17 protein-coding genes are annotated in these 21,983 nt (G+C 37.8%); 16 read left to right on the plus strand and 1 reads right to left on the minus strand.

What is annotated here, in order from left to right; genetic code table 11:
* The first annotated feature begins 4 nt into the window (after nt 1-4).
* The 16 genes from H9Q76_RS00920 to H9Q76_RS13755 all read left to right on the plus strand — a co-directional run bounded on the left by H9Q76_RS00920 (nt 5) and on the right by H9Q76_RS13755 (nt 20,706).
* Entirely contained in the window at nt 5-1,003 is a 999-nt protein-coding gene (locus tag H9Q76_RS00920; protein WP_249321374.1) for a polysaccharide pyruvyl transferase family protein, read from the plus strand.
* 47 nt (nt 1,004-1,050) lie between these two features.
* On the plus strand, nt 1,051-2,448 hold the full coding sequence (locus tag H9Q76_RS00925; protein ID WP_249321375.1) for a Coenzyme F420 hydrogenase/dehydrogenase, beta subunit C-terminal domain: 1,398 nt from the start codon (nt 1,051-1,053) through the stop codon (nt 2,446-2,448).
* Between the two features lie 21 nt (nt 2,449-2,469).
* Complete coding sequence (locus H9Q76_RS00930; protein ID WP_249321376.1) at nt 2,470-4,290, plus strand: methyltransferase domain-containing protein; 1,821 nt, start codon at nt 2,470-2,472, stop codon at nt 4,288-4,290.
* Nucleotide 4,291: 1 nt separating this feature from the next.
* On the plus strand, nt 4,292-5,395 hold the full coding sequence (gene wecB, locus H9Q76_RS00935; RefSeq protein WP_249321377.1) for a non-hydrolyzing UDP-N-acetylglucosamine 2-epimerase: 1,104 nt from the start codon (nt 4,292-4,294) through the stop codon (nt 5,393-5,395).
* Nucleotides 5,396-5,397: 2 nt separating this feature from the next.
* A complete protein-coding gene (locus H9Q76_RS00940; protein WP_249321378.1) occupies nt 5,398-6,486 on the plus strand; it encodes a glycosyltransferase in 1,089 nt (362 codons plus the stop codon).
* A 302-nt stretch (nt 6,487-6,788) separates the two neighbouring features.
* Nucleotides 6,789-7,982: a glycosyltransferase gene (locus tag H9Q76_RS00945; protein ID WP_249321379.1), complete on the plus strand. Its 1,194-nt coding sequence runs from the start codon at nt 6,789-6,791 to the stop codon at nt 7,980-7,982.
* Between the two features lie 24 nt (nt 7,983-8,006).
* On the plus strand, nt 8,007-8,420 hold the full coding sequence (locus H9Q76_RS00950; protein ID WP_249321380.1) for a hypothetical protein: 414 nt from the start codon (nt 8,007-8,009) through the stop codon (nt 8,418-8,420).
* Nucleotides 8,421-8,423: 3 nt separating this feature from the next.
* Nucleotides 8,424-9,512 (plus strand): glycosyltransferase WbsX family protein, encoded by a 1,089-nt coding sequence (locus tag H9Q76_RS00955; RefSeq protein WP_249321381.1) that lies wholly within the window; start codon nt 8,424-8,426, stop codon nt 9,510-9,512.
* Nucleotides 9,513-9,515: 3 nt separating this feature from the next.
* Nucleotides 9,516-10,145, plus strand: coding sequence for a glycosyltransferase family 2 protein (locus tag H9Q76_RS00960; protein WP_249321382.1), 630 nt, complete (start codon nt 9,516-9,518; stop codon nt 10,143-10,145).
* A 140-nt stretch (nt 10,146-10,285) separates the two neighbouring features.
* Nucleotides 10,286-10,723, plus strand: coding sequence for a hypothetical protein (locus tag H9Q76_RS00965; protein WP_249321383.1), 438 nt, complete (start codon nt 10,286-10,288; stop codon nt 10,721-10,723).
* Between the two features lie 13 nt (nt 10,724-10,736).
* Nucleotides 10,737-11,957: a LicD family protein gene (locus H9Q76_RS00970; RefSeq protein WP_249321384.1), complete on the plus strand. Its 1,221-nt coding sequence runs from the start codon at nt 10,737-10,739 to the stop codon at nt 11,955-11,957.
* Between the two features lie 5 nt (nt 11,958-11,962).
* The gene (locus H9Q76_RS00975; RefSeq protein ID WP_249321385.1) at nt 11,963-13,762 is read left to right on the plus strand and encodes an aminotransferase class I/II-fold pyridoxal phosphate-dependent enzyme; all 1,800 of its coding nucleotides are present in this window, start codon (nt 11,963-11,965) and stop codon (nt 13,760-13,762) included.
* A gap of 16 nt (nt 13,763-13,778) precedes the next feature.
* Entirely contained in the window at nt 13,779-14,942 is a 1,164-nt protein-coding gene (locus tag H9Q76_RS00980; protein ID WP_249321386.1) for a DUF4422 domain-containing protein, read from the plus strand.
* A 19-nt stretch (nt 14,943-14,961) separates the two neighbouring features.
* A complete protein-coding gene (locus H9Q76_RS00985) occupies nt 14,962-16,023 on the plus strand; it encodes a galactitol-1-phosphate 5-dehydrogenase (RefSeq protein WP_249321387.1) in 1,062 nt (353 codons plus the stop codon).
* 99 nt (nt 16,024-16,122) lie between these two features.
* Nucleotides 16,123-18,627: a LicD family protein gene (locus H9Q76_RS00990; RefSeq protein WP_249321388.1), complete on the plus strand. Its 2,505-nt coding sequence runs from the start codon at nt 16,123-16,125 to the stop codon at nt 18,625-18,627.
* A gap of 27 nt (nt 18,628-18,654) precedes the next feature.
* Nucleotides 18,655-20,706, plus strand: coding sequence for a GT-D fold domain-containing glycosyltransferase (locus tag H9Q76_RS13755; RefSeq protein ID WP_283243524.1), 2,052 nt, complete (start codon nt 18,655-18,657; stop codon nt 20,704-20,706).
* Nucleotides 20,707-20,763: 57 nt separating this feature from the next.
* On the opposite strand, the gene H9Q76_RS01005 is transcribed toward H9Q76_RS13755, so the two are convergent.
* On the minus strand, nt 20,764-21,966 hold the full coding sequence (locus H9Q76_RS01005; protein ID WP_182428896.1) for a CgeB family protein: 1,203 nt from the start codon (nt 21,964-21,966) through the stop codon (nt 20,764-20,766).
* Between the last annotated feature and the right edge of the window lie 17 nt (nt 21,967-21,983).

Here is a 21,983-nt window from a genome sequence, read left to right on the forward strand (position 1 = left end):
AATAATGAAAAAAATTGGAATTTTAACATATTGGGGTGTCGCCAATTATGGAGCTTGGACTCAGGCTTATGCATTGAATAAAGTAATTCAGAAAATGTATCCAAATGATACTGTGCAGCATATTGCATATCTAGAACAATCACATTGGGATAGCTATTATAAGAAAGACAAGAAAGGATATAATTGTTTTTCTTACAATTGGGATGAAATATCGCATACTTGTCAAATGAATGAAAAACAATTAGAAAATGAACCATGGGACGTTTTGATTACAGGGGCCGATTCAATATGGGAAGAAATATTAACAGGCGCTTTTAAATCGGATTGGCATCTAGTGGGAAATGATTTACCTAATGTTAAAAAACTGATTTCTTATGCTCCAAGTTCCGGGATTTTTTCGGGTAATGACTATATTTCTCAACAAGTTGCAACAGGGTTAAAAAAGTATGATGCAATTTCGGTCAGAGATAACACAACAAGGATGCTTGTAAAAAAAACAATAGGGGAAGATGCGCCAGTTGTATTGGATCCGGCATTGCTTTGGGATTTTTCTTCAGACAAAAATGTAAAAAAAACATATTTAAATAAGTATATTGCTGTATATGGAGCAAACTGGAGTCTTAGATTTATTGATAATGTGAAGAAGTATGCAAAAGAAAGGGAATTGAAGTTAATAAGCATAGGATTTATTAATGAATGGTGCGATATTAGTTTTAGAAGAAATGAGCTGCGTTCACTAGAATGGATTGGAATGATTGCTTCCGCAGAATGTATAGTGACGAGCACGTTTCATGGGTTGATGATGGGATTGAATTACAGGAAACCTATAAAATTCTGCCAGATCGATTATGTGAAAAACAGATCGCAAACATTGTTAGAAATGTGTAGAATTCCTAATAATGATATTGATTTTGAGGCAGAAATAAACTACGACTATACGGACAAAAAATTAAAGGAAGCAAAAAATTATTCTTTAGATTGGTTAAAAAAGGCGATAGACTAAATATGAGATAGAAAAAGGGAAAAATGCTAGGGGAGGAAAGACCACGGATGGAAATCAGATTGAAAGATGAAGCGCAATGTAGCGTTTGTGCAAAATGTATGATGGCATGTCCTCAAAAGGCAATTATATTAAAAAAAGGGAAATTAAACTATTATCCTCAAATCGTTGAAGATAAGTGTATAAAATGTGGGGCTTGTGTCAATGCATGTAATAATATATCTTTTTCAAACAAGATTAAGAGAATATATGTTGGGTATAACAATAACGAGAAAATTGTTAAAAAAAGTGCATCTGGTGGGATATTTACTGCATTGGCGGAATTAATATTAGAAAAAAAAGGAGTTGTTTTTGGCGCAATATTTGACAGTAAGGAAAAAAATATAAAACATATAGGAATAGAAAATAAAACAGATTTGGATAAATTGCGAAAGTCAAAATATGTACAAAGTAAGTGGTTTTTGACGATTGATGATATCGATAGGTTAGTAAAACAAGACCGATATATTTTATTTACGGGTACACCATGTCAAGTTAGCAGTATATATAATAAATATAATAATTACGAAAAAATTATATGTATGGATTTATTTTGCCATGGTGTTTTGGAAAATTTTGTGTTGAAAGAATATCTGAATGTTTGTTGCAAGGACGTAACGCATATTGATTTTAGAGCGGAGTCGGATGTTAATAATTTTGCTTTAACTTTAGTTAATAAGAACGAAGTTGTAACAGAGTATTGTTCTGATAATCTATTGTATAATTTATTTATTAACTCTGCCGGGATAAAGAGGACCTGCTTTACTTGTGAATATGCAGATAAGGTGCATTTAAGCGATATTACAGTGGGGGATTTTGATAACAAAGAATATTGCGAAAAAAATAAAATTAATTGTAAAACTCCTTCAATCATAGTGATAAATAGTGAAAAAGGAGAAAAGATATTTGAGAATATTGAATGTAAATTAACTGTCAAAGAAATTAAAGACAGAGGTATTGTTAATGAATATTACATAAAACATGATTTGCAAAAGGGGGATTGGGGATTCAATAGTGAATTCTATTTTAGATTTCATGACAATTATAAACAGCAAGGCTTTCTTAAGGCGGCAATAAAAGAACTGTATCAAAGTGAATATAACGCTATTATGAAAATAGACAAAATGATTACAAATGAACGAATATATTTGTATGGTGCAGGTAAAGTTGGACATATAGTTCTTAAATTGATAAAGATGCTTCACCTGAACTGGGATATTGGCGGATTTATTGTGTCGCGGAAAGCAAATAATGAAATGATAGGAAATGTTAAGGTGTATTCGATAGATGAGATTGACTTTTCGGATAAACGAAATTTGGTAATTGTATCGGTAAATGAACATTTGAGGGAACAAATTACAGAAGAGCTGGCTAAGCGTAATGCGACAAATTATGTATGTTTAAATTAACAAGAGAGGATTGTAAAAAATATGGGAAAATATGTGTTGTTTGGTGCAGGAGAGTATGGAAAAAGTTGTCTGGAACTTTTAGGTGAAAATAAGGTAAAGTGTTTTGTGGATAATGATCCTAAAAAGCAAGGAACATATGTTGAAAATATTAGAGTTTTGTCTTGCGAAGAAATGATAAAGGAAATTGTAGATGAACAAGTGGTTATTACGGTAGCAAAACCATATTATGAGCAGATAAAACAACAATTGGAGAAGCTTGGAATCAGAAGGATTAAGTCATATAAAGAAATACAGATAGAGATTACCAAGAAAAAGCTCCTATTACGAGAGGATTATGTTATAAGATATGACAAGACAATACGTTGGATAAAAATTCATTCTGTTCAAGAAAAGGGAATTATCAATAACACGGGAAAAACTATTTCATATCCAGAAGTTACAGGATATTATATTCCTTCATTAATCCGTTGGGGTTATAGAGACTTGGCGGAACAGTATGCAAATTGGCTTATGGATATCCAAAAGGCAGATGGTTCATGGTATGACACCGACGATCAATCAGCCTATATATTTGATTCGGCTCAAATACTGAAGGGTTTACTTGCAATATGGGATATTCATCCGGATAAGAAACGTGTGGAAAAGGCAATCAGGGATGGCGCTGATTGGATATTAAGTTGTATGACTCCCGAGGGACGATTAGTAACACCAGATGAGACTTGTTGGGGGAATGATGAAGATACTTGTTCAGAGTTGATTCATACATATTGTCTAAGTCCTATTATTGAAGCGGGCAAAAGATTGGAGAATGATGAGTATATTCAAAAAGCACATCTTTCGTTAGAATATTACAAAAGGTGCTATAAAAATAAAATTTTAAATTTTAGTTTGCTTTCCCATTTTTATGCTTATGTTGTTGAAGCTATGCTTGATCTTGGAGAAGTTGATATGGCGAGACAAGCTATGAAAAATATTGAGAAGTATCAGAAAACAAGTGGAGCAGTTCCTGCGTACAACAATGTGGATTGGGTTTGTTCTACAGGGTTATTTCAGTTGTCGTTAATATGGTTTCGCCTTGGCGATGAAGAACATGGAAATAAAGCTTTTGAATATGCATGCAAATTACAAAATGAATCAGGTGGATGGTTTGGAAGCTATATTTCTGAAGATGATTCGGAGGAAACAAACACTTATTTTCCAAATCAGGAAATAAGTTGGGCAAACAAATATTTTTTAGATGCTTTGTATTATAAGAATCTTTGCCAATTCCAGAATACGGCAAGTATATTTTGTAATGAGATTTCTGAGGATGATGGAAGATATAAAGTAATAAAAAATGTAATAGAGGGAAATGACCAGAAAAGTTCATTAAACATACTTGATTTAGGGTGTGGAAAGGGTAGATATCTAAAGCGTCTGGTTGTTGATTTTCCGAAGAACAGTTATTATGCTGTTGATTTATCAACGAATGTTATGAAGTACTTTTCGGAATTAACAGGAGTAGAAAAGCAACAGGGAAACTTAACAAATATACCATATGCAAATGATAGCTTCGATATTGTATATACATGTGAAGCTTTGGAACATGCTGTTGATACAGAGCGAGCAATTAGCGAGATGGCGAGAGTGACAAAAACAGGCGGGACAATCGTTGTAGTAGATAAGAATAAAGAGATGTATGGCTATTTTGATATTGGCGATTGGGAACAATGGTTTGATGAACATGAATTAACACAAATAATGAAAGAATATTGTTCAGAGGTTCACGTAGAAAAGCAGATTAGTTTTGATGATAATGAAGCAAATGGATTATTTTATGCTTGGATTGGAACGGTAAAGTAATATGAAAATTATTACTATTTTCGGCACACGACCAGAAGCAATTAAGATGTGTCCGGTAATAAAAGAATTAAAGAAAAGACCAGAGATTGAATGTAGAGTTTGCTTGACGGGGCAACACAAAGAGATGTTGCAACAGGTTATGGATTTGTTTCATATTCAGGCAGATTATAATCTACAAATTATGAAACAGAATCAAACCTTAAGCATGATTACTTCGGAGATATTGAATGGCTTGGATATAGTTTTTGAGAAAGAACAACCGGATTTAGTACTAGTACATGGAGATACCTCGAGTTCTTTTGCGGCAGCGTTGGCTGCTTTCTATCATCAAGTCCCAATAGGACATGTGGAAGCAGGATTGCGAACTTATAATATGCAGTCTCCGTATCCAGAGGAATTTAATCGGCAGGCAGTTGATCTGATTACAGATATATATTTTGCTCCAACAGAACTAGCAAAAAAACAATTATTGAACGAAGGAAAAAATGAAAGTAAGATATTCGTAACGGGGAATACCGTAATTGATGCGTTAAAGACAACTGTATCGGAAGAATATCAGAGTGATGTTCTTGATTGGTGTAAAGGAAGTAAGATAATTTTATTAACTGCTCATAGGCGTGAGAACATTGGCACACCAATGGAACATATATTTGAAGCGGTTAAAAGAATAGTAACAAATTATGACGAGGTGAAAGTCGTTTATCCGATACATAAGAATCCGAAAGTACGAAGTATAGCAAATAGGATATTTGAAGGTTGTGAACGTATAAAGATGATAGAACCTCTGGATGTATATGATTTCCATAATTTTATGGATAGAAGTTATTTGATTCTTACCGATAGTGGTGGGATTCAGGAAGAAGCACCGGCATTAGGGAAACCCGTTCTGGTTATGCGGGATACAACAGAACGCCCTGAGGGGGTTGAAGCGGGAACTTTAAAACTAGTAGGAACGGATGAGGATGCTATTGTGTTAGAAACAGAAAAACTACTTAGTGATGTTAATGCTTATACTAGTATGAGTAATGCTATGAATCCATATGGAGATGGAAATGCATCTAGACGAATCGTAGATATAATTCAGAAAATATTTAAGGAGAAATAATTATGCCGAAGGTGTCAATTGTGTTACCAACATATAATGGTCAAAAATATATTCGAGAATCTATTGAAAGTGTTATTAATCAGACATTTCAAGATTGGGAATTAATTATTGTAAATGACTGCTCTACGGATTCTACACCTGTAATTGTAGAAGAATTTGCAGATTTAGATGCGCGAATAAAAGTAATTCATAATGATACCAATAAAAAATTGCCTGCTTCTTTGAATATAGGATTTGACTCTGCAAAAGGGGAGTATTATACATGGACATCAGATGATAATTATTATTTACCGCAAGCAATTGAAGAAATGGTAAATTATTTGGACAATCATGGTGACGAGCAAATGGTTGTTGCAGATATGGATATAATAGATGCAAATAATCAGTTTATAACGTCATGTGAGCAATACAACGATACAAAAATGTATGTAAATGATTGTGTAGGGGCTTGTTTTATGTATCGAAAACAGGTACTAAATACAATTGGAATATATGACGAGAATATGTTTTTGGTTGAAGATTATGAGTACTGGCTTCGGATTTTATTTTACTATGGTACAATCGGACATATTAATAAAACATTGTATATATATAGAGCGCATGCTGGTAATTTGACTTCAACTAGAAAGCATGAAATTAGAAGACAATTGTTAAGACTTCGTTGGGAATATATTTATAAAATTGTTGAAAAGATGAAAGACTCGCCTGATGTATTATGTATGTTATATTATGAGTTCCTTGAGGCTGGATATAGAGAATGTGATTTAAGGGAAATCTTTTTGAAGTATATTCCTTTTTTAAATAATGACGTTAAATTTAAGAAGGAAAAGAAAATAATAGTTTATGGAGCGGGAAAAGTTGGAGATTTAGCCTATTCCCAAAATAAGGACTTAATTATGTTTTATGCAGATAAAGATGTGAAAAAAATAGGAAACACAAAGAATGGTATTCCGATTATATCAATTGAGGATATGATAAGTAAAAAGGAAAAATATCAAATTATGATTGGCGTTGGTACGGATAAAATATATGAAGTGGTAGAACTTTTACAATCTGAAGGTGTTGATCAATATTGTACAGTATATAGTTGAGGGGAAAAGTATAAGCATTATACCAGTATACAACGTTGAGTAATATATAGCAGATTGTTCGGAATTGTCGGACTTTGCGAGAATAATAAAAATTTTTAGAAGAAAGATTACTGTTGTTCTAAGAAAATCTCAAGAAATATTAACGTCACGAGGAAGAATACACAAACGATTAAAGAGATATGGTATGGGAATGAATATAGAGAATTGAAAAATAGGTTAGTTAGAGTTAGAGGAAGAAGATATATAAAAGTGCGTAAATGGTGATACATTTTTGATATAAAATTGGAGTGAATGAGACGAAAATGAAAAAGGTTAGTGTTATTATTCCGGTGTATAATAATGAAGACACAATTGCAGATAGTATTGAAAGTATTAGGAATCAAACATATCATAATTGGGAGTTAATAATTGTTGATGATGGATCAACGGATAAAAGTGTGGAAATATGTTTGAGTTATCAAGAAAAAGACACCAGAATAAGGGTTATTCAATGTAACCATAGAGGTGTATCGGCTGCTAGAAATAAAGGTGTTTTAGAGTCCAAATGTGATTTGATTGCATTTAATGATGCAGATGATGTGTGGAAAGAAGACAAGCTTGACAAGCAAATAAGAAAAATGGATCAAGGAGAATATGGTTTAGTTTATTGTAGGTATGCTTATGTGACAACAGCGATTGAAAAATATATTCCTTCGTTGGATTGTGATACAAAAGATTTAGAAGGGGATATTTTTGAATCATTATGGAAAGTTAATAAGATTGGGACACCAACAATTTTGGTAAAGAAGCAGGTTTTGAACAAAGTAGGTATGTTCTGTGAGGAATTACATAGTCTTGAAGACTGGGAATTTGTGATGCGAGTAGCAGAAAACTTCGAGATTGGATTTGTTGATGAATGTTTATTGATTGCGGATTATAAAAAAAATACAGGGGTTAATAGTAAGTGGCGTGAGCAAATTTTAACAATAGTTTATATTATGAAATTGTATCCAGAAATGGATCGTTTAAGTAAATTAGAATTCATTTTCTTAAACATGCGTAGATTGAATAATGTTGATTATGAAAAAATCTATTTAATGTATAATCTTAAAGAATATATAAAAGGATATGAAGAGAGATTGATTAGAAATTTCAATCAACAAATATATAAAGAAAATTGTAATAATAAACTATACAGAATATTATTAAATGATCAGAGCTTAAGAAAAAAATTGGAAAGATATTTAACAGAATGTAATGCAAAAATAGGAATATATGGAGCGGGGGAATTAGGGTTAGTGTTGGCTAAAGTATTGAGAGAGAAAGGATATAATGTTTATACTTTTTTAGATAGAAATGTTTATTATGTAAAGGGGTATGAATGTATACATCCTGATCAAAATAAGGAAAAAGTTGATTTATTAATCAATACAGTTATGGGTATTGATATTAAAAAATGCAATATTACGGGATGTAAAAAAAAGATTAATATAGCAGACTTTTTGAAAAATAGCTGAGTTGTGGATATTTAGGGAGCAATTATGACGGGAAAGCTAAAAAGAAATAAAATATTATTGGATGAAAAAGATAAATTGCTGGATAATTATTATTTATTAAATCATTGGTTGGAAATAAAAAACCTTGGAAAAAGTGTTTCTATGTACTTTGAATGGAAAGGGTATAAAAATATCGCCATATATGGCATGGCTGAATTGGCAAATCGACTGATGGAAGATTTAGAGGATAGTCCTATTAGAGTGATTTATGGTGTTGATAGAGATGTAAGCTGCACGATTTCTCGAATTAGAGATGTGTATGATATATCGGAAGAATTGCCGAAAGCAGATGTAATAGTTGTGACACCTTTTTATGCATATGAAAATATCAAGCATCAACTAGAAAAAAAAGTAAATTATCCAATTGTGTCGTTGGAAGAAGTTGTGTGGAGTGTATAAGTTATGAATTTGATATCTTTTTATCTACCTCAGTTTCATGAAATCCCTGAAAATAATGATGCATGGGGAAAGGGGTTTACTGAATGGACAAACGTAAAAAAAAGTAAGCCATTATATTGGGGGCATTATCAGCCAAGAGAACCATTTAATGATAATTATTATAATTTATTAGATGAAGAAGTAATTCGGTGGCAGGCACAATTAGCAACAAAGGCAGGGATATATGGGTTTTGTTTTTATCATTATTGGTTTGAAGGAAGGATGGTATTAGAAAAACCTATATATAATTTGTTAAATGATAAAACTGTACATATAAATTACTGTATGGCGTGGGCAAATGAATCATGGACGAAAACGTGGCATGGAGCTGGTGGAGAGAAAGAAATACTGATACCGCAAACTTATGGACGAGAAGAGGAATGGGAAAAGCATTATTTATATTTTTTAGATTATTTTAGGGATGACAGATATATAAAAAATCAAAACCGACCAGTATTATTAATATATCGATTAAAAAATATACCAGAATTTAATGAAATGATTCAATATTGGAATATGCGTGCAAAGAAAGATGGTTTTGATGGTGTTTATATTATTTCAATGAATATGCACAGGGAACACGTGGATAAAAGTATATGGGTAAATGGATCCGTAGATTTTGAGCCAAATAGAACAAAAGCGGAAATGCTGAGACAAGTAACATGGCTGACGCCACATGATAATAAAAAATGTATTTTGAATCGATTTGCTATGAAGACAATCTCGTACAATAAAATCAATAAAAAGATGTTGGAAAGCAAACATAGTAAGGGGCAATATAGAGCTGTATTTATTAACTTTGACGACTCTCCGAGAAGAGGGGTAAAGGGGATTATAACAAGAGGGGCAAATCCGAACAATTTTAAAAAGTATCTTTTGAAAAATATACAGAAGACGGTGGAGGAAGATAACGAATATTTGTTTATTAATGCGTGGAATGAATGGGGAGAAGGTAATTATTTGGAACCAGACAAAAAATATAAGGACTCATATTTGAAGGTGATTCAGGAAACAATGGATAATTATAAAAAGCAATTGAAAAAAAGAGGATAGGATATGGACAAAATCTCGATAATTGTTCCAGTTTATAATGCAGAGAAGTATCTGCCTATATGCCTTGACAGCATTGTATCCCAAACTTATAAAAATTTGCAGATCATACTGGTGGATGACGGATCAACGGACAAATCTTCAAAAATATGTGATACATATGCAGAAGCCGATTCAAGAATTTTGACTATTCATCAAGAAAATCATGGGGCTGTTTATGCGAGAAATATTGGCATTGAAAATGCGGAAGGGGAATATATAGCATTTGCCGATGCAGATGATTGGTTGGAATCAAATATGATAGAACGATTATATAAATCGTTGATGATAAACGATGCAGATGTATCAATGTGTGGAAGACGAGAAGATACAGGCAGCACAAGTATTTCCGTAAATCATGGATTTTTAGTTGGCTATTATGATAAAAATAAAATGATTGAAGAAATATATCCTAATATGATTGTGAATACATCTTTTTTTCAGTGGGGTATTTTTCCGGGACTTTGGGATAAGCTTTTTAAGAAAGAACTTTTAAAAAGAATGCATGCAGATGTAGATATCAGAATCACAATGGGGGATGATGCATTATGTATATATCCGTATTTACTTAAGGCGAATAGTATATATATATATTAGATGAATGTCTTTATCATTATCGTCAAACCCCAACCTCAATGGTGCATCAGCAGGGTGATTCGGCAAAAGAAAGAGAACGGTTTCAATTATTATATCATGAGGGTAATCGATTATTTAAGAAATATGCAGATATTTATGATTTGAGAGAACAGTGGAAAGAATATGTGCTGTTTCTTATGCTTCCTCGTGCAGATATCTTATATGAGAATATGGAACAGCTACCATACTTGTACCCATATCCACATGTGAAAAAGGGAAGTCGGATTATTTTGTATGGAGCTGGGTTATATGGTCAGCGTTTATATTCATGGATACAGAGGACAGGATTTTGTGAAGTTGTAGCTTTGGTTGATCGGAATTGGGAAGAACTTTGCAGACAGGGTATTCCTGCCGAAGCTCCGGATATGATTGAGACATTACAGTATGAACATATTGTAATTACTTGTTCATTTGCACGAACTCGAAAAGCAATTTATGATTATTTAAAACAAAAGGTATCAGAAGATAAGATTCAGGTAATGGATGAAGAGCTTGTTATGAGTAATGCTACTATGAAGGCATTTGGTATCTGCACATAAATGGAGGACATATATGTACACGGTTATATTTGGTTGTGGAAATGTAGGTAAAAGGACGTTACATTTTTTGGGAGCGGATGTTGTAAACTATTTTTGTGACAATAACCCAAATGTAATTGGACAATCGGTCGAAGGACATGAGATTATAAGTTATCAGGAACTTATAAATCTTGTACAAACAGAGGAAGTGCTGCTTGTACTTGGGGTAAATGGACATAATGCTGAGCAATTGGCAGAACAGCTTGACGGGGATGGTGTCTGCGATTATGTGGTGGCAAAGGAACTTCCGGGATTTGAGACAAAGGAACATATAGATTTTGAAATCCTTGACAGTTTAAAGAGTAAAGAAGTAAGAAATACATATATGATCCGATATCTGCATACAAGACTAAATAAGGAAAAAAGGCGTGTGGATTATTTTAAAAGACATGCAAGTATTTACCATATGAGCCCGGCAACGGGTAAATTGAGAGAAAAGCAAATGTTAGTTCAAAACAGAGCGGTAAAGGCTTTGAGCTTTCTTGAGGAGCATTGTCCTGTTTCGTGCTGGATTACAAGCGGTACACTGATTGGAAGGATGCGGCATAATGGATTTATTCCATGGGATGATGATATTGATTTTGGGATTATGCGTGAGGGTGTACATAAATTAATGGATTTCTTCAAAAAATACTCAACTGTATTTATTCCAGGCGTAAAAACATTAAAAGATGGAATCAATAAATCGGATATTAGTCCATTTGATACATGGGAAGAGGTAAAAACTGCGGTTGGGAAAAATTATTTTCTTCTGGTATTTCCGGATTTTATTCGTATTTGCACTATGGACAATGAGGATGTGGTGACTGAATTGGAGTTGTTTGCTTTTGATTATTACAGAGAAGATTTAACAATTCAAGAATATGCGTCTTATGTTAGCGATGCTTTTATAGTGAAGAAAAATTCAACAAGTATGAAAGATTGGTTTGATTATTGCTATGATACAATAGAAAACAAGGGAATTGTCAGTCAGAAACCAACAAATAAAATCCTTCCAGGTATTGATAGTTTTATTTATAGAGGATTGTGGAATATAGAAGATTTTATACCAACTAAGGCGATTTTTCCATTAAAGAAAGTGGAATATGAAGGAGCATATTTCTTAGCTCCAAATGATGAAGAACGTTATATGCAACATGAATATCCAAATTGGAAAGAGTTTCCAAGTGATGTAGGAGATGTTGAAGAGGGGTAAACAAAATGCAGGCAATTATTTTGGCAGCCGGTATGGGAAAAAGGCTGCATGAGCTCACTAAAAACAATACAAAATGTATGGTGAAGGTAAATGGCGTTCCGTTGATTGAACGTACATTAAAAATTTTAGATAAAAAGAAACTTTCCAGAATTGTGATAGTGGTGGGCTATAAGAAGCAGGGGTTAATTGAATTTGTCAAAAACTTAGATGTTAGGACTCCGGTTGTATTTGTAGAGAATGATGATTTTGATAAAACCAATAATATTTATTCGCTTTTATTGGCTAAGAAATATTTACAGAAAGAGGATACTTTGTTATTAGAATCCGATATTATTTTTGAAGAAGCTGCAATAGATTTGCTTTTAGATGATCCACGCAGTACACTAGCCTTGGTTGATAAATTTGCTAGTTGGATGGATGGTACATGTTTAGAACTTGATGCGGAAGATTCTATTGTGGAATTTATACCAGGGAAATATTTGCGCTTTGAAGAAAAAGAAAATTATTATAAGACTGTAAATATATACAAGTTTGGGAAGACCTTTGCATCTGATGTGTATGTGCCTTTTTTGGAAGCTTATTTTAAAGCAATGGGAGTAAATGAATATTATGAATCGGTTATCAAGTTAATTGCGATGCTTGAACATTGTGAAATGAAAGCGAAAAGATTAACCGGGCAGAAATGGTATGAGATTGATGATATTCAGGATTTGGATATTGCTTCAAGCATATTTGAAGAATCGATGGAGAAAAAGTATGAATTGATTACATCTAGGTATGGTGGCTACTGGAGGTATCCGACACTTTTAGATTTTTGTTATTTGGTTAATCCATATTTCCCAACAGAGAAAATGGTAAGGGAGTTAAAATCAAATTTTGAATTGCTATTACTACAGTATCCTTCTGGCATGCAAGTAAATTCGTTACTTGCAGCAAAAAATTTTGGTATTAATCAAGAACATATTGTTATTGGAAATGGTGCAGCAGAACTAATAAAGTATTTTATGGAAACTTTGGATGGAACATTAGGAATCATAACACCTACATTTGAAGAATACCGGCATAGATATAAAGTAAATATTGTTGAATTTGCAATTGATTCTAAGGATTTTAGATATACAGCTAATGATATAATCAATTTTTTTGATAAAAAGGAAATTAATCATTTGGTTATAATAAATCCAGATAATCCAAGTGGAAATTATATTCCTCATGTTGATATTTTAATGTTGATTAATTGGGCGAAAGCAAAAAGTATAAATATCATCATAGATGAAAGTTTTGTGGATTTTGCAAATGAAATAAATAACACATTAATTACGGAAAATATTTTATCGATTTATGAAAATTTATATGTAGTTAAAAGTATATCTAAATCATATGGAATACCTGGACTTCGGTTAGGCGTTTTAGCAAGTAGTAATAAAAAGATGATTGCTAAATTAAAAAAAGATGTTGCTATTTGGAATATAAATTCGTTTGCAGAATTTTTTATGCAAATATTTGAAAAGTATAAAAACGAATATGCGAAATCATTAGAACAATTAAGGATATCCAGGAAAGAATTGATTAATTCTTTGAAACAACTTGAAAAAATTGATGTTTTTCCATCAGAAGCAAATTATGTATTATGTGAGATACATGAAAATACTAGTCAAAGAGTTGCAACGGAGTTACTTCGAGATAATATTTTAATCAAGGATGTAGCACCTAAAATTAAGAATGGAAAACAATATATCCGCGTGGCAGTGCGTACGAGAGAGGAAAATAGGCATTTGATAGAATCATTAAGAAAAATGTTTTAATTGGAGAATATTAGAAATGTTAGAAATACAATTCCCCCACAAGTTAATAATCTTCGGTGCAAAAAGCCTTGCTCTTGGCGCCTCCCATGCGATTCAGACAGTTCACCCGGAAATTCATCTGGAGGGATTTGTGGTAACTTCCCGAAGCGGAAACCCATCAATATTGAACAATCTGAAAGTTTATGAGCTTGCGGAGCTGACAGACAAAGAAATCTGCATTCTGATCGCGACTCCACAGGATATTCAACAGAAGATCGTGGAGTTTCTGGACGAACAGGGATTTCACAATCATATCTGTATGACATGGCAGCTGGAAGCGGAGCTGATGGGTGCGTATTATGCGAAGCAGGTCGAGTTTCCGGTATTGCCGGGTGGTGTAGCACCGATGCTTTCTGTGACCGTACAGGATGAGAAGGAGCGCACATTTGCTAAGACTTTGCCGGAAGCAAATTGCTATATGGCGAAGTTTTACCGGGACAAGCAGGTGCAGACCGATTACTCGGTTCCTGCGTGGGTACAGCCGATTCAGGTTGGAGCTGCGTTGACGGATGAGAGAGTCGCAGCACTGACGGATGATATCGGAGAAAACATCTCAGCAAAGAATGTGAATTATTGTGAGCTGACGGCACTTTACTGGATCTGGAAGAATCAGCTGCAGTATGATGTGACAGATTATGGCGGTAAGTCTGTTCAAGATGCGGGACAAGAGCAACTGCGATATACCGGCTTATATCAATACCGGCGTCTGCTCGATATCGATGATGACCAGATGAACTACATTGCAGAGCACGATGTGGATGTGGTGCTACCATATCCGACGATGTGTGAACCGGATATCTTTGAACATCACGAGAGGTATGTGAAATCATCTGACTGGGATGCGATGGTGCAGGCACTCGAAGAACTGCATCCGGAATATATGGAGACCTATCATCGAATTTTCAAGGGAAATTATATGTACAATTATAATATCCTTCTAGCGAAGGAGACGGTACTCTGTGATTATTGTGCATGGCTGTTCCCAATCTTGGAGCGGACAGAAGAACTGTCGGATCCGAAGGGCTGGGAACGAGCAGATCGTTATATTGGTTATTTAGGAGAGAATTTGGAGACATTATATTTTATGCATCATGCGGAGGATTATAAGATTCTGCATACCGGGCGTGTGATGTTGGTGTAGACAAAGGAGGACCCCACATATGAAAGCATGGATATTACATAACCCAAACAATATGACATATGAAGAGACGGAGAAACCACAGCCAAAATCAGATGAAGTATTGGTTGCGGTTAAGGCAGCGGGTATCTGTGGTTCGGATATTCCCCGTGCCTTTGTGACAGGGGCGCATGTGCATCCGATTATTATCGGACACGAGTTTTCCGGACAGGTCTGTGCGTGTGGAACGGATGTGGATGCGAAATGGCAGGGTAAACCGGTTGGTATATTTCCTTTAATTCCGTGTGGGACGTGCGGACCGTGTCAGAAGAAACAGTACCAGATGTGCCGGAATTATAATTATCTTGGCTCCCGGTGTGATGGCGGTTTTGCGGAGTATGTGGCAGTGCCGGAGAAGAACCTGCTTGAGTTGCCGGAGGGCGTGACTTACGAGCAGGCTGCTATGTTGGAGCCAATGGCGGTTTCTGTACATGCGATGCGGAAAGGCATGGCGCTGGCGGGGGATATTTCGAAGAGCCGGGTTGCTATCTGGGGACTTGGAACGATTGGACTGCTTCTTACGATGTTCCTGAAGGATGCAGGTGTAAAGGATTTATATGTGATCGGAAATAAAGATGCACAGAAGCTCCATGTCGGGGAACTGGGAATTCCGGAGGAGAATTTCTGCGATTCGAGAAAGGAAGATGCCGCTGCCTGGCTTATGAAACGGACGGATGGTGTCGGAGTAGATCTGTTCTTTGAGTGTGTCGGGAAAAACGAGACGGTACAGCACGCGGTAGAACTTTCTGCACCGGGTGGCAGTATTGTATTTGTGGGGAATCCATATTCAGACATGACGCTTCCGAAAGCGGTGTATTGGAAAATCTTGCGGAATGAGCTTCGCGTATCCGGTACGTGGAATTCGTCCTTTACCGGCAGTGAGGATGATGACTGGCATTATGTGGTGCGTGCGCTTGCAGAAGGGCGTGTGCATCCGGAGAAGTTGATTACACACCGACTTCCGATGGAGCAGCTGATGCAGGGGCTTACAATCATGCGAGATAAGACGGAAGACTATGTGAAGATCATGGGTGTGAACGAGTAAAGCGACTTTTTCTATAGATAAAAACTGCTTCACGAATATTTTTCTATAGAAAAATATTCAGATGCGAGATTTTTTTGGTAGTTACAGGAAATGGATGCAATGAAATTAACCACAGAATTTTATCAGGATGAGGTGCGTTACGGATTTTACGTGCCGACGGCAATCAAGCAGGCGTGGGGGGCAGAGCTTCAGATTCTTGCAGAGATTGACCGCATCTGTAAAAAATACAATATTCGATACTTCGCGGAGTGGGGGACGCTGATCGGTGCCGTGCGCCATGGTGGATTTGTGCCGTGGGATGATGACATGGATATCGGCATGCTTCGGAAAGATTATGAGCGTTTCAAGGAAGTGGCGAAGGATGAGCTTCCGGGAGAGTTTGCGATTCACGATTATGCAACGAAAGAGAATCACTGGCTCTTTTTGTCGCGTGTGGTGAATTGTAATCAGATTTGTTTTGAAGAAGAGCATTTGCGCAAGTATCATAATTTCCCATATATCGCAACGGTTGATATCTTCGTGATGGATTATCTGTACAGGGACGAGGAACAGGAGAAAGCGCGCTGCGAGGAGATCAAGCATATTCTGGCGGTGGCAGATCAGATCATAGAGGGACGCATGCAGGATTCTGTAAGAGAAATGTTTTTACAGGAACTTGAAAATAAATACCAGACGAAGCTGCCGAGGCCAAAGAATGCACGTGAACTCGGAATTTCCCTGTACCGGCTTGCGGAATTACAGATGGCGCGGGTGCCGGCAGATGAATCGGATGCGGTTGCACAGATCTTTCCGTGGGTGCTCAAAGGAAATCGGGGATTGCCGAAGAAGTGCTATGATACGCTTGTGCGGCTGCCGTTTGAAGAGATTACGATACCGGTGCCTGAAGATTATGACACGGCACTTCGCTATCGTTATGGGGATTATATGACGATACGGAAGGTCTGGGGTGGACACGACTATCCGTATTTTGAGGGGCAGCGGAAGAACCTGCAGGCGGTAGCGGATTTTCCTCTGCCGGAGTTTGCGTTCCAGCCAGAGATGTTATATGACAGCACAGGTCATGTATGCAGGAATGCAAATGCATTCGATGGCATATCACAGAATTCGTTGTGTGACAACGCAGGTCGTGTGTGCAAGGAAGTGGATAAGAAGTCATCCTGTAAGCAGGAAAAAGATGTAGAGGAGCAGACACTTACAGACATTGCCAGACAATATGTATCGGTACTTGACGAGATGATGGAGAACTGTACGGCACAGATGCAGGAGCAGCAGTATGGGGATGTGTTATCGGTGTTGCCGGAATTACAGCAATTGGTCGTAGACTTTGGCACATTGCTCGAAGAGGTACGTGGGGAAACAAATCCATGCGTGCAGAACGTGGTTGCGAAGATACAGGAATACTGTGATGCACTGTATGCGTTGTATGAGCAGCTGAATACCCGGTTACAGGAGCCGGACACACTGAAAATAGGACAGCAGCCGGCTGATGTGTCGGATGCAGATGCAACAGTTTGTGCTTCGTATGAGGCGTTTGCTCGCAGCTATACAAAGATGAAAGCGGAGATACAGCAATTCTGCATTGCACGCCGCTCTGTGCTATTTATATGTACAGGGATGCGGGAATGGCATGCGTATGAACATCTATGTGATGAGGAACGGCAAAAGGCAGATACGGATGTATATATCGCCTGTGTACCGACAGTATTCAAAGATATTTATGGACATGCGGAGTATGTGCAGAGCACGGAAGATGCAAACACAATGCGTATACAAGATCATATACAGAATCTGTACGGAGAATTCGCGGATAATATACAGTTCATGCCATGGCAGAAGGTAAATCCGGCACTTCTGGCACCGGGTACGATATATATTCAGGATCCGTATGATGGTGAGAATCCATGTCTGACGATTCCGCCGATATACTATGCGGGAAATCTTCGGAAGTATACGAAGAATCTGATCTATGTTCCGGCGTATAAGGTGAAGGAATTCGGAGCAGAGGACACAACGGATCGATATAACATGAAGCATTATGTGACGGCACCGGCACTTATGTATGCAGATCAGATCTATGTGCAGTCGGAGAACATGCGGCAGCGATATCTGGAGTGTCTGGTGGAATTCTCGGGAGAAGCATACAGGGCAATCTGGGAGCGGAAAATCTCTGTATCGGAGTTTGTATTCCAGAGTGAAGCAGGAAAGGGTACATCCCAGAAGACGATCCTTTACTGCATCGGAGAAACTGAGCTTGCCAATCTTGGAAAGCGCGCACTTGCTCATGTGGAATCCAGACTACAGATATTTGCAGATAACCATGAGAATTTACAGGTGCAGATATGCTTCTATCCACCACGATTATCGGACTGGGAGGTTGATCTGCAGCGGGTTAAGACGCTAACAGAAATGCTTCGTACTTATGCAGAGACAAACAAGACATGGTGTACGTTGGAGAAACCGCAGGAGCAGGAAGATCTCGCGGCTTATCGAGAGCGTCTGGCGATGAACGGTGGTGCGTATTATGGTTCTCCATCTCCGTATGTACATGCGTTTACGCTACACGAGAAACCTGTGATGCTTGCTTCGACAGAGATAGAATATTAGTATAATCTGGTACGTGAGGAGAAAATCATGCGCATAAAGTTAAACATACCTGAAAATAGTGTACAGACGGATACAGCATATATGAGTGATGTTCTGGGTGAACAGAAGAACTTCCCTGTGCTGGTGATTGGCAGAGACAGCTATATTGAAGAAGCCTGGGCAGAGGTCGTTTTTGATTCCGGCATGATATATAATCTGCAGGTTGGACGTTATACGTCAATTGCGGGCGATGTTAAGATAATTGTGGATATGAATCACGATTATAGACGTGTCTGTCAGGGGCGGATTAATGGGGCTCCATATCACAGACCAGAGAGAATCAGGCGTAAAGGTCAGGTGGTTATTATGAATGACTGCTGGATCGGTGATGATGTTACAATAATGAGCGGGGTAACGATTGGCAATGGCGCTGTCGTGGCAGCGGGAGCAGTTGTTGTGAAGGATGTGCCATCATATGCGATTGTGTCAGGGAATCCTGCAAAAGTAATTGGCTATCGTTTTGAAGAGAGACAAATAGAAGCGCTGGAACTGATCCGGTGGTGGAATTGGACTGCAGAGAAGGTACATGCTGCGGCTGGATTGCTGTATGGAGATATAGATACCTTTATAGAGACATTTCTGCCGGATGCACAGCGGGAACTTCAACAGATTCCGATGGCGGATATTATTCCAATGGAGAAGACAAAGTCCGGACCAGATCGGAGATTGTTGTATATACCGGATTTTGAACAGGATTATCCGACATATCCAAATGTGATTGAAGCATTTGTAAATAGCTATGCAGATACGAATTACGAACTTTTGCTGTATATCAGGGAAGATGCTGATCTGCAGGAAAAGCTAGAGAGATTAGATGATATCTTCTCAAAGTATGAGGATGTGGATTGCTATGTGAATCTATTTGTTGCCAATCCTGAAGATGAGCGGAGCTTGTTTGGGCAGGTAGATGGATATATTACGAATCGTAGTACGGACAATGTAAGATATATGGATATGGCAGATTTGTATGGAATTTCTTGTATCTCGGGTGTTGATGTGCCAATGTTTGCTGAACAGGTTACAGAGCGCATGTGTAGAACACAGACAGATAAAATGCAGATAGATGAACTGGAACGGAAGGTCGGCGAATTGCAGACGATGCTTTCGAATCTTACGAATGCGTACAAGCAGCAGATTGCACAGCTGTCGACGAATCAATATGCTATGAATCTGTCTGTGGACAATCTGAAATACGAAGTGCTTGCCACACAGGATAAGTTGCAGCTGCCAACGATACGATCAGGTCAGGAAGCAATTGATAAAATCATATCTGAGCGGAAGTCTATGGCTCGGTTCGGGGATGGTGAGTTTGCGGTAATCGCAGGTGTAAACCGGCAGAAGTTTCAGCATGCGGATGCGGAGCTTGCCAGACGGCTTATGGAAGTTTTGCATATGGAGAATGAGGAAGTTTTATTGGGGATTCCGGATATTTATGGGGATTTATCCAAGTATAATACGGAATGTCGATATAACATCCGGGCATATCTGACGGAAGAGGTGCGCAAGCAGAATTATGATTTGTTAGATATGGATCGGACATATTACGATGCATATGTGACGCGCCCGTATGCCAGTTATCTTGATAATAATACAGACGCACCGAAACAGAGATTTGATGCGTTGAAGAAGATATGGCAGGGGCGGAACCTGGTGATTGTGGAAGGGGAGAAAAGTCGTCTAGGCATCGGAAATGATTTGTTTGCTGGAGCGAAAAGCATTGTAAGAATTTTGGGACCGGCAGAACACGCATTTGATCGATATGAGGAATTGCTTGCAGAAACCAAAAAGCAAGGCAAGGATAAGTTGGTGCTGGTTGCACTTGGACCAACAGCAACGGTTCTGGCATATGATTTGGCAATTGAAGGATATCAGGCGTTAGATATCGGTCATGTGGATATTGAATATGAATGGTTCTTGGCTGGAAAAGGCAGAAAAACTGAGGTAAAGACAAAGTACAACAATGAGGTTGCCGAGGGAGATCAGGTGGAAGATATTCACGATGCAGAATATGAGAGCCAGATCATCGCGAGATATGTCTGATTTGATGTCGGAGGTGTTAAGTCGTTTTAGGGAATCCATAATGGTTACAAGCCGAGATTAAATAATCCCGGCTGTTTTTAACATGGTCACAATTCTTACATCGTAACTGTGATATTCTTTCACTTTCTCGTATCCATTCTTCGCAATCTGTTTCCGCTCATCATCATGTTCCAGATAATAGTCGATTTTGGCGAGCATATCCGGGATGCTGTCATAGAGGACGATATCTTCGTCCGGGACGAAAATCTCCGGGATTTCAGATTGATAATTCGACAGTACGAAGCCGCCACATGCCATGAGATCGAAGATACGGAGTGGCAGTCCGGTTTTGATCGGGCGGTTTGTCATGTTCAGGTTGATTTTGCTGCATTTGATGATCTGCGGCATCATATTGTTGGAATCAGCGCCGCCACGACACCGGACATGTTTTAGTGGTGAGGTATCAGTCAGCGTCCACAGGTCAAATTGATAGTTTATCCCTTGTTCCCATAATTCCTCAAAATGCGCGCCAATTGCATTGCAGGTGCGGATGCGTTCCTGCTCGGTGCATTTGTAGCCGAGATAGGTGTCGGCAACGATGCCTTTCACATCTTCCGCGTAGTCTTCGCCAAGCGGTGCCCAATCGGCATATTTCTTGAATTCCTGCGCCCATTCGTCAGTGATGGAATCCTCCAACAGATTGTACCCATAGACGTTTAACTGGGCGGCAATCAGTCCGTCGACATAGCCGCGCATCGCATCCGGCAGATCTTTTTCGATGGAATTGTAGCGTGTTTTCTCAGAGTACAACGAACCGACAAAAGAAACATCACAGTCGTAATTTTGATGATCTTCGGCGGTTACCTTTATTTCGTCCCATGTTGCAACATCCGCGCCCATCGGCAGATGGAAGATACAGTCCGGGTTGGCTGGAGAGAATTTCTCCCACTGCATACGGTCTAAGACAAAGATTCGGTTCGTCGGATAGGCAATCGTCTCTGAATAAAGCTGGAAGCTTGGGCAGTCGACCGTCCAGGACAGATACGGTAGTTTAAACACCTTGCAACACCGCGCTACGATTGGCTGAAAATTCACGGAGAACACACAGGACGCATCTGGATTTTTCTGAATCAGATCCGCCAGCGCTTCGAGATAGCCTTTGTCGTAATCAACGCTCTCAAATTTGCGGTTCATTGTGATAACTGTAATGCCTAACCGCTGCAACGCATTTGCGATTCCCTTCTCGCAGATGCTTCCCCATTTGCAAAAGATGATCTTCATAATTGTAGCTCCCCGCT

It is taken from the genome of Wujia chipingensis (assembly GCF_014337155.1).
In the GTDB taxonomy this organism is placed as follows: domain Bacteria; phylum Bacillota; class Clostridia; order Lachnospirales; family Lachnospiraceae; genus Coprococcus_C; species Coprococcus_C hominis.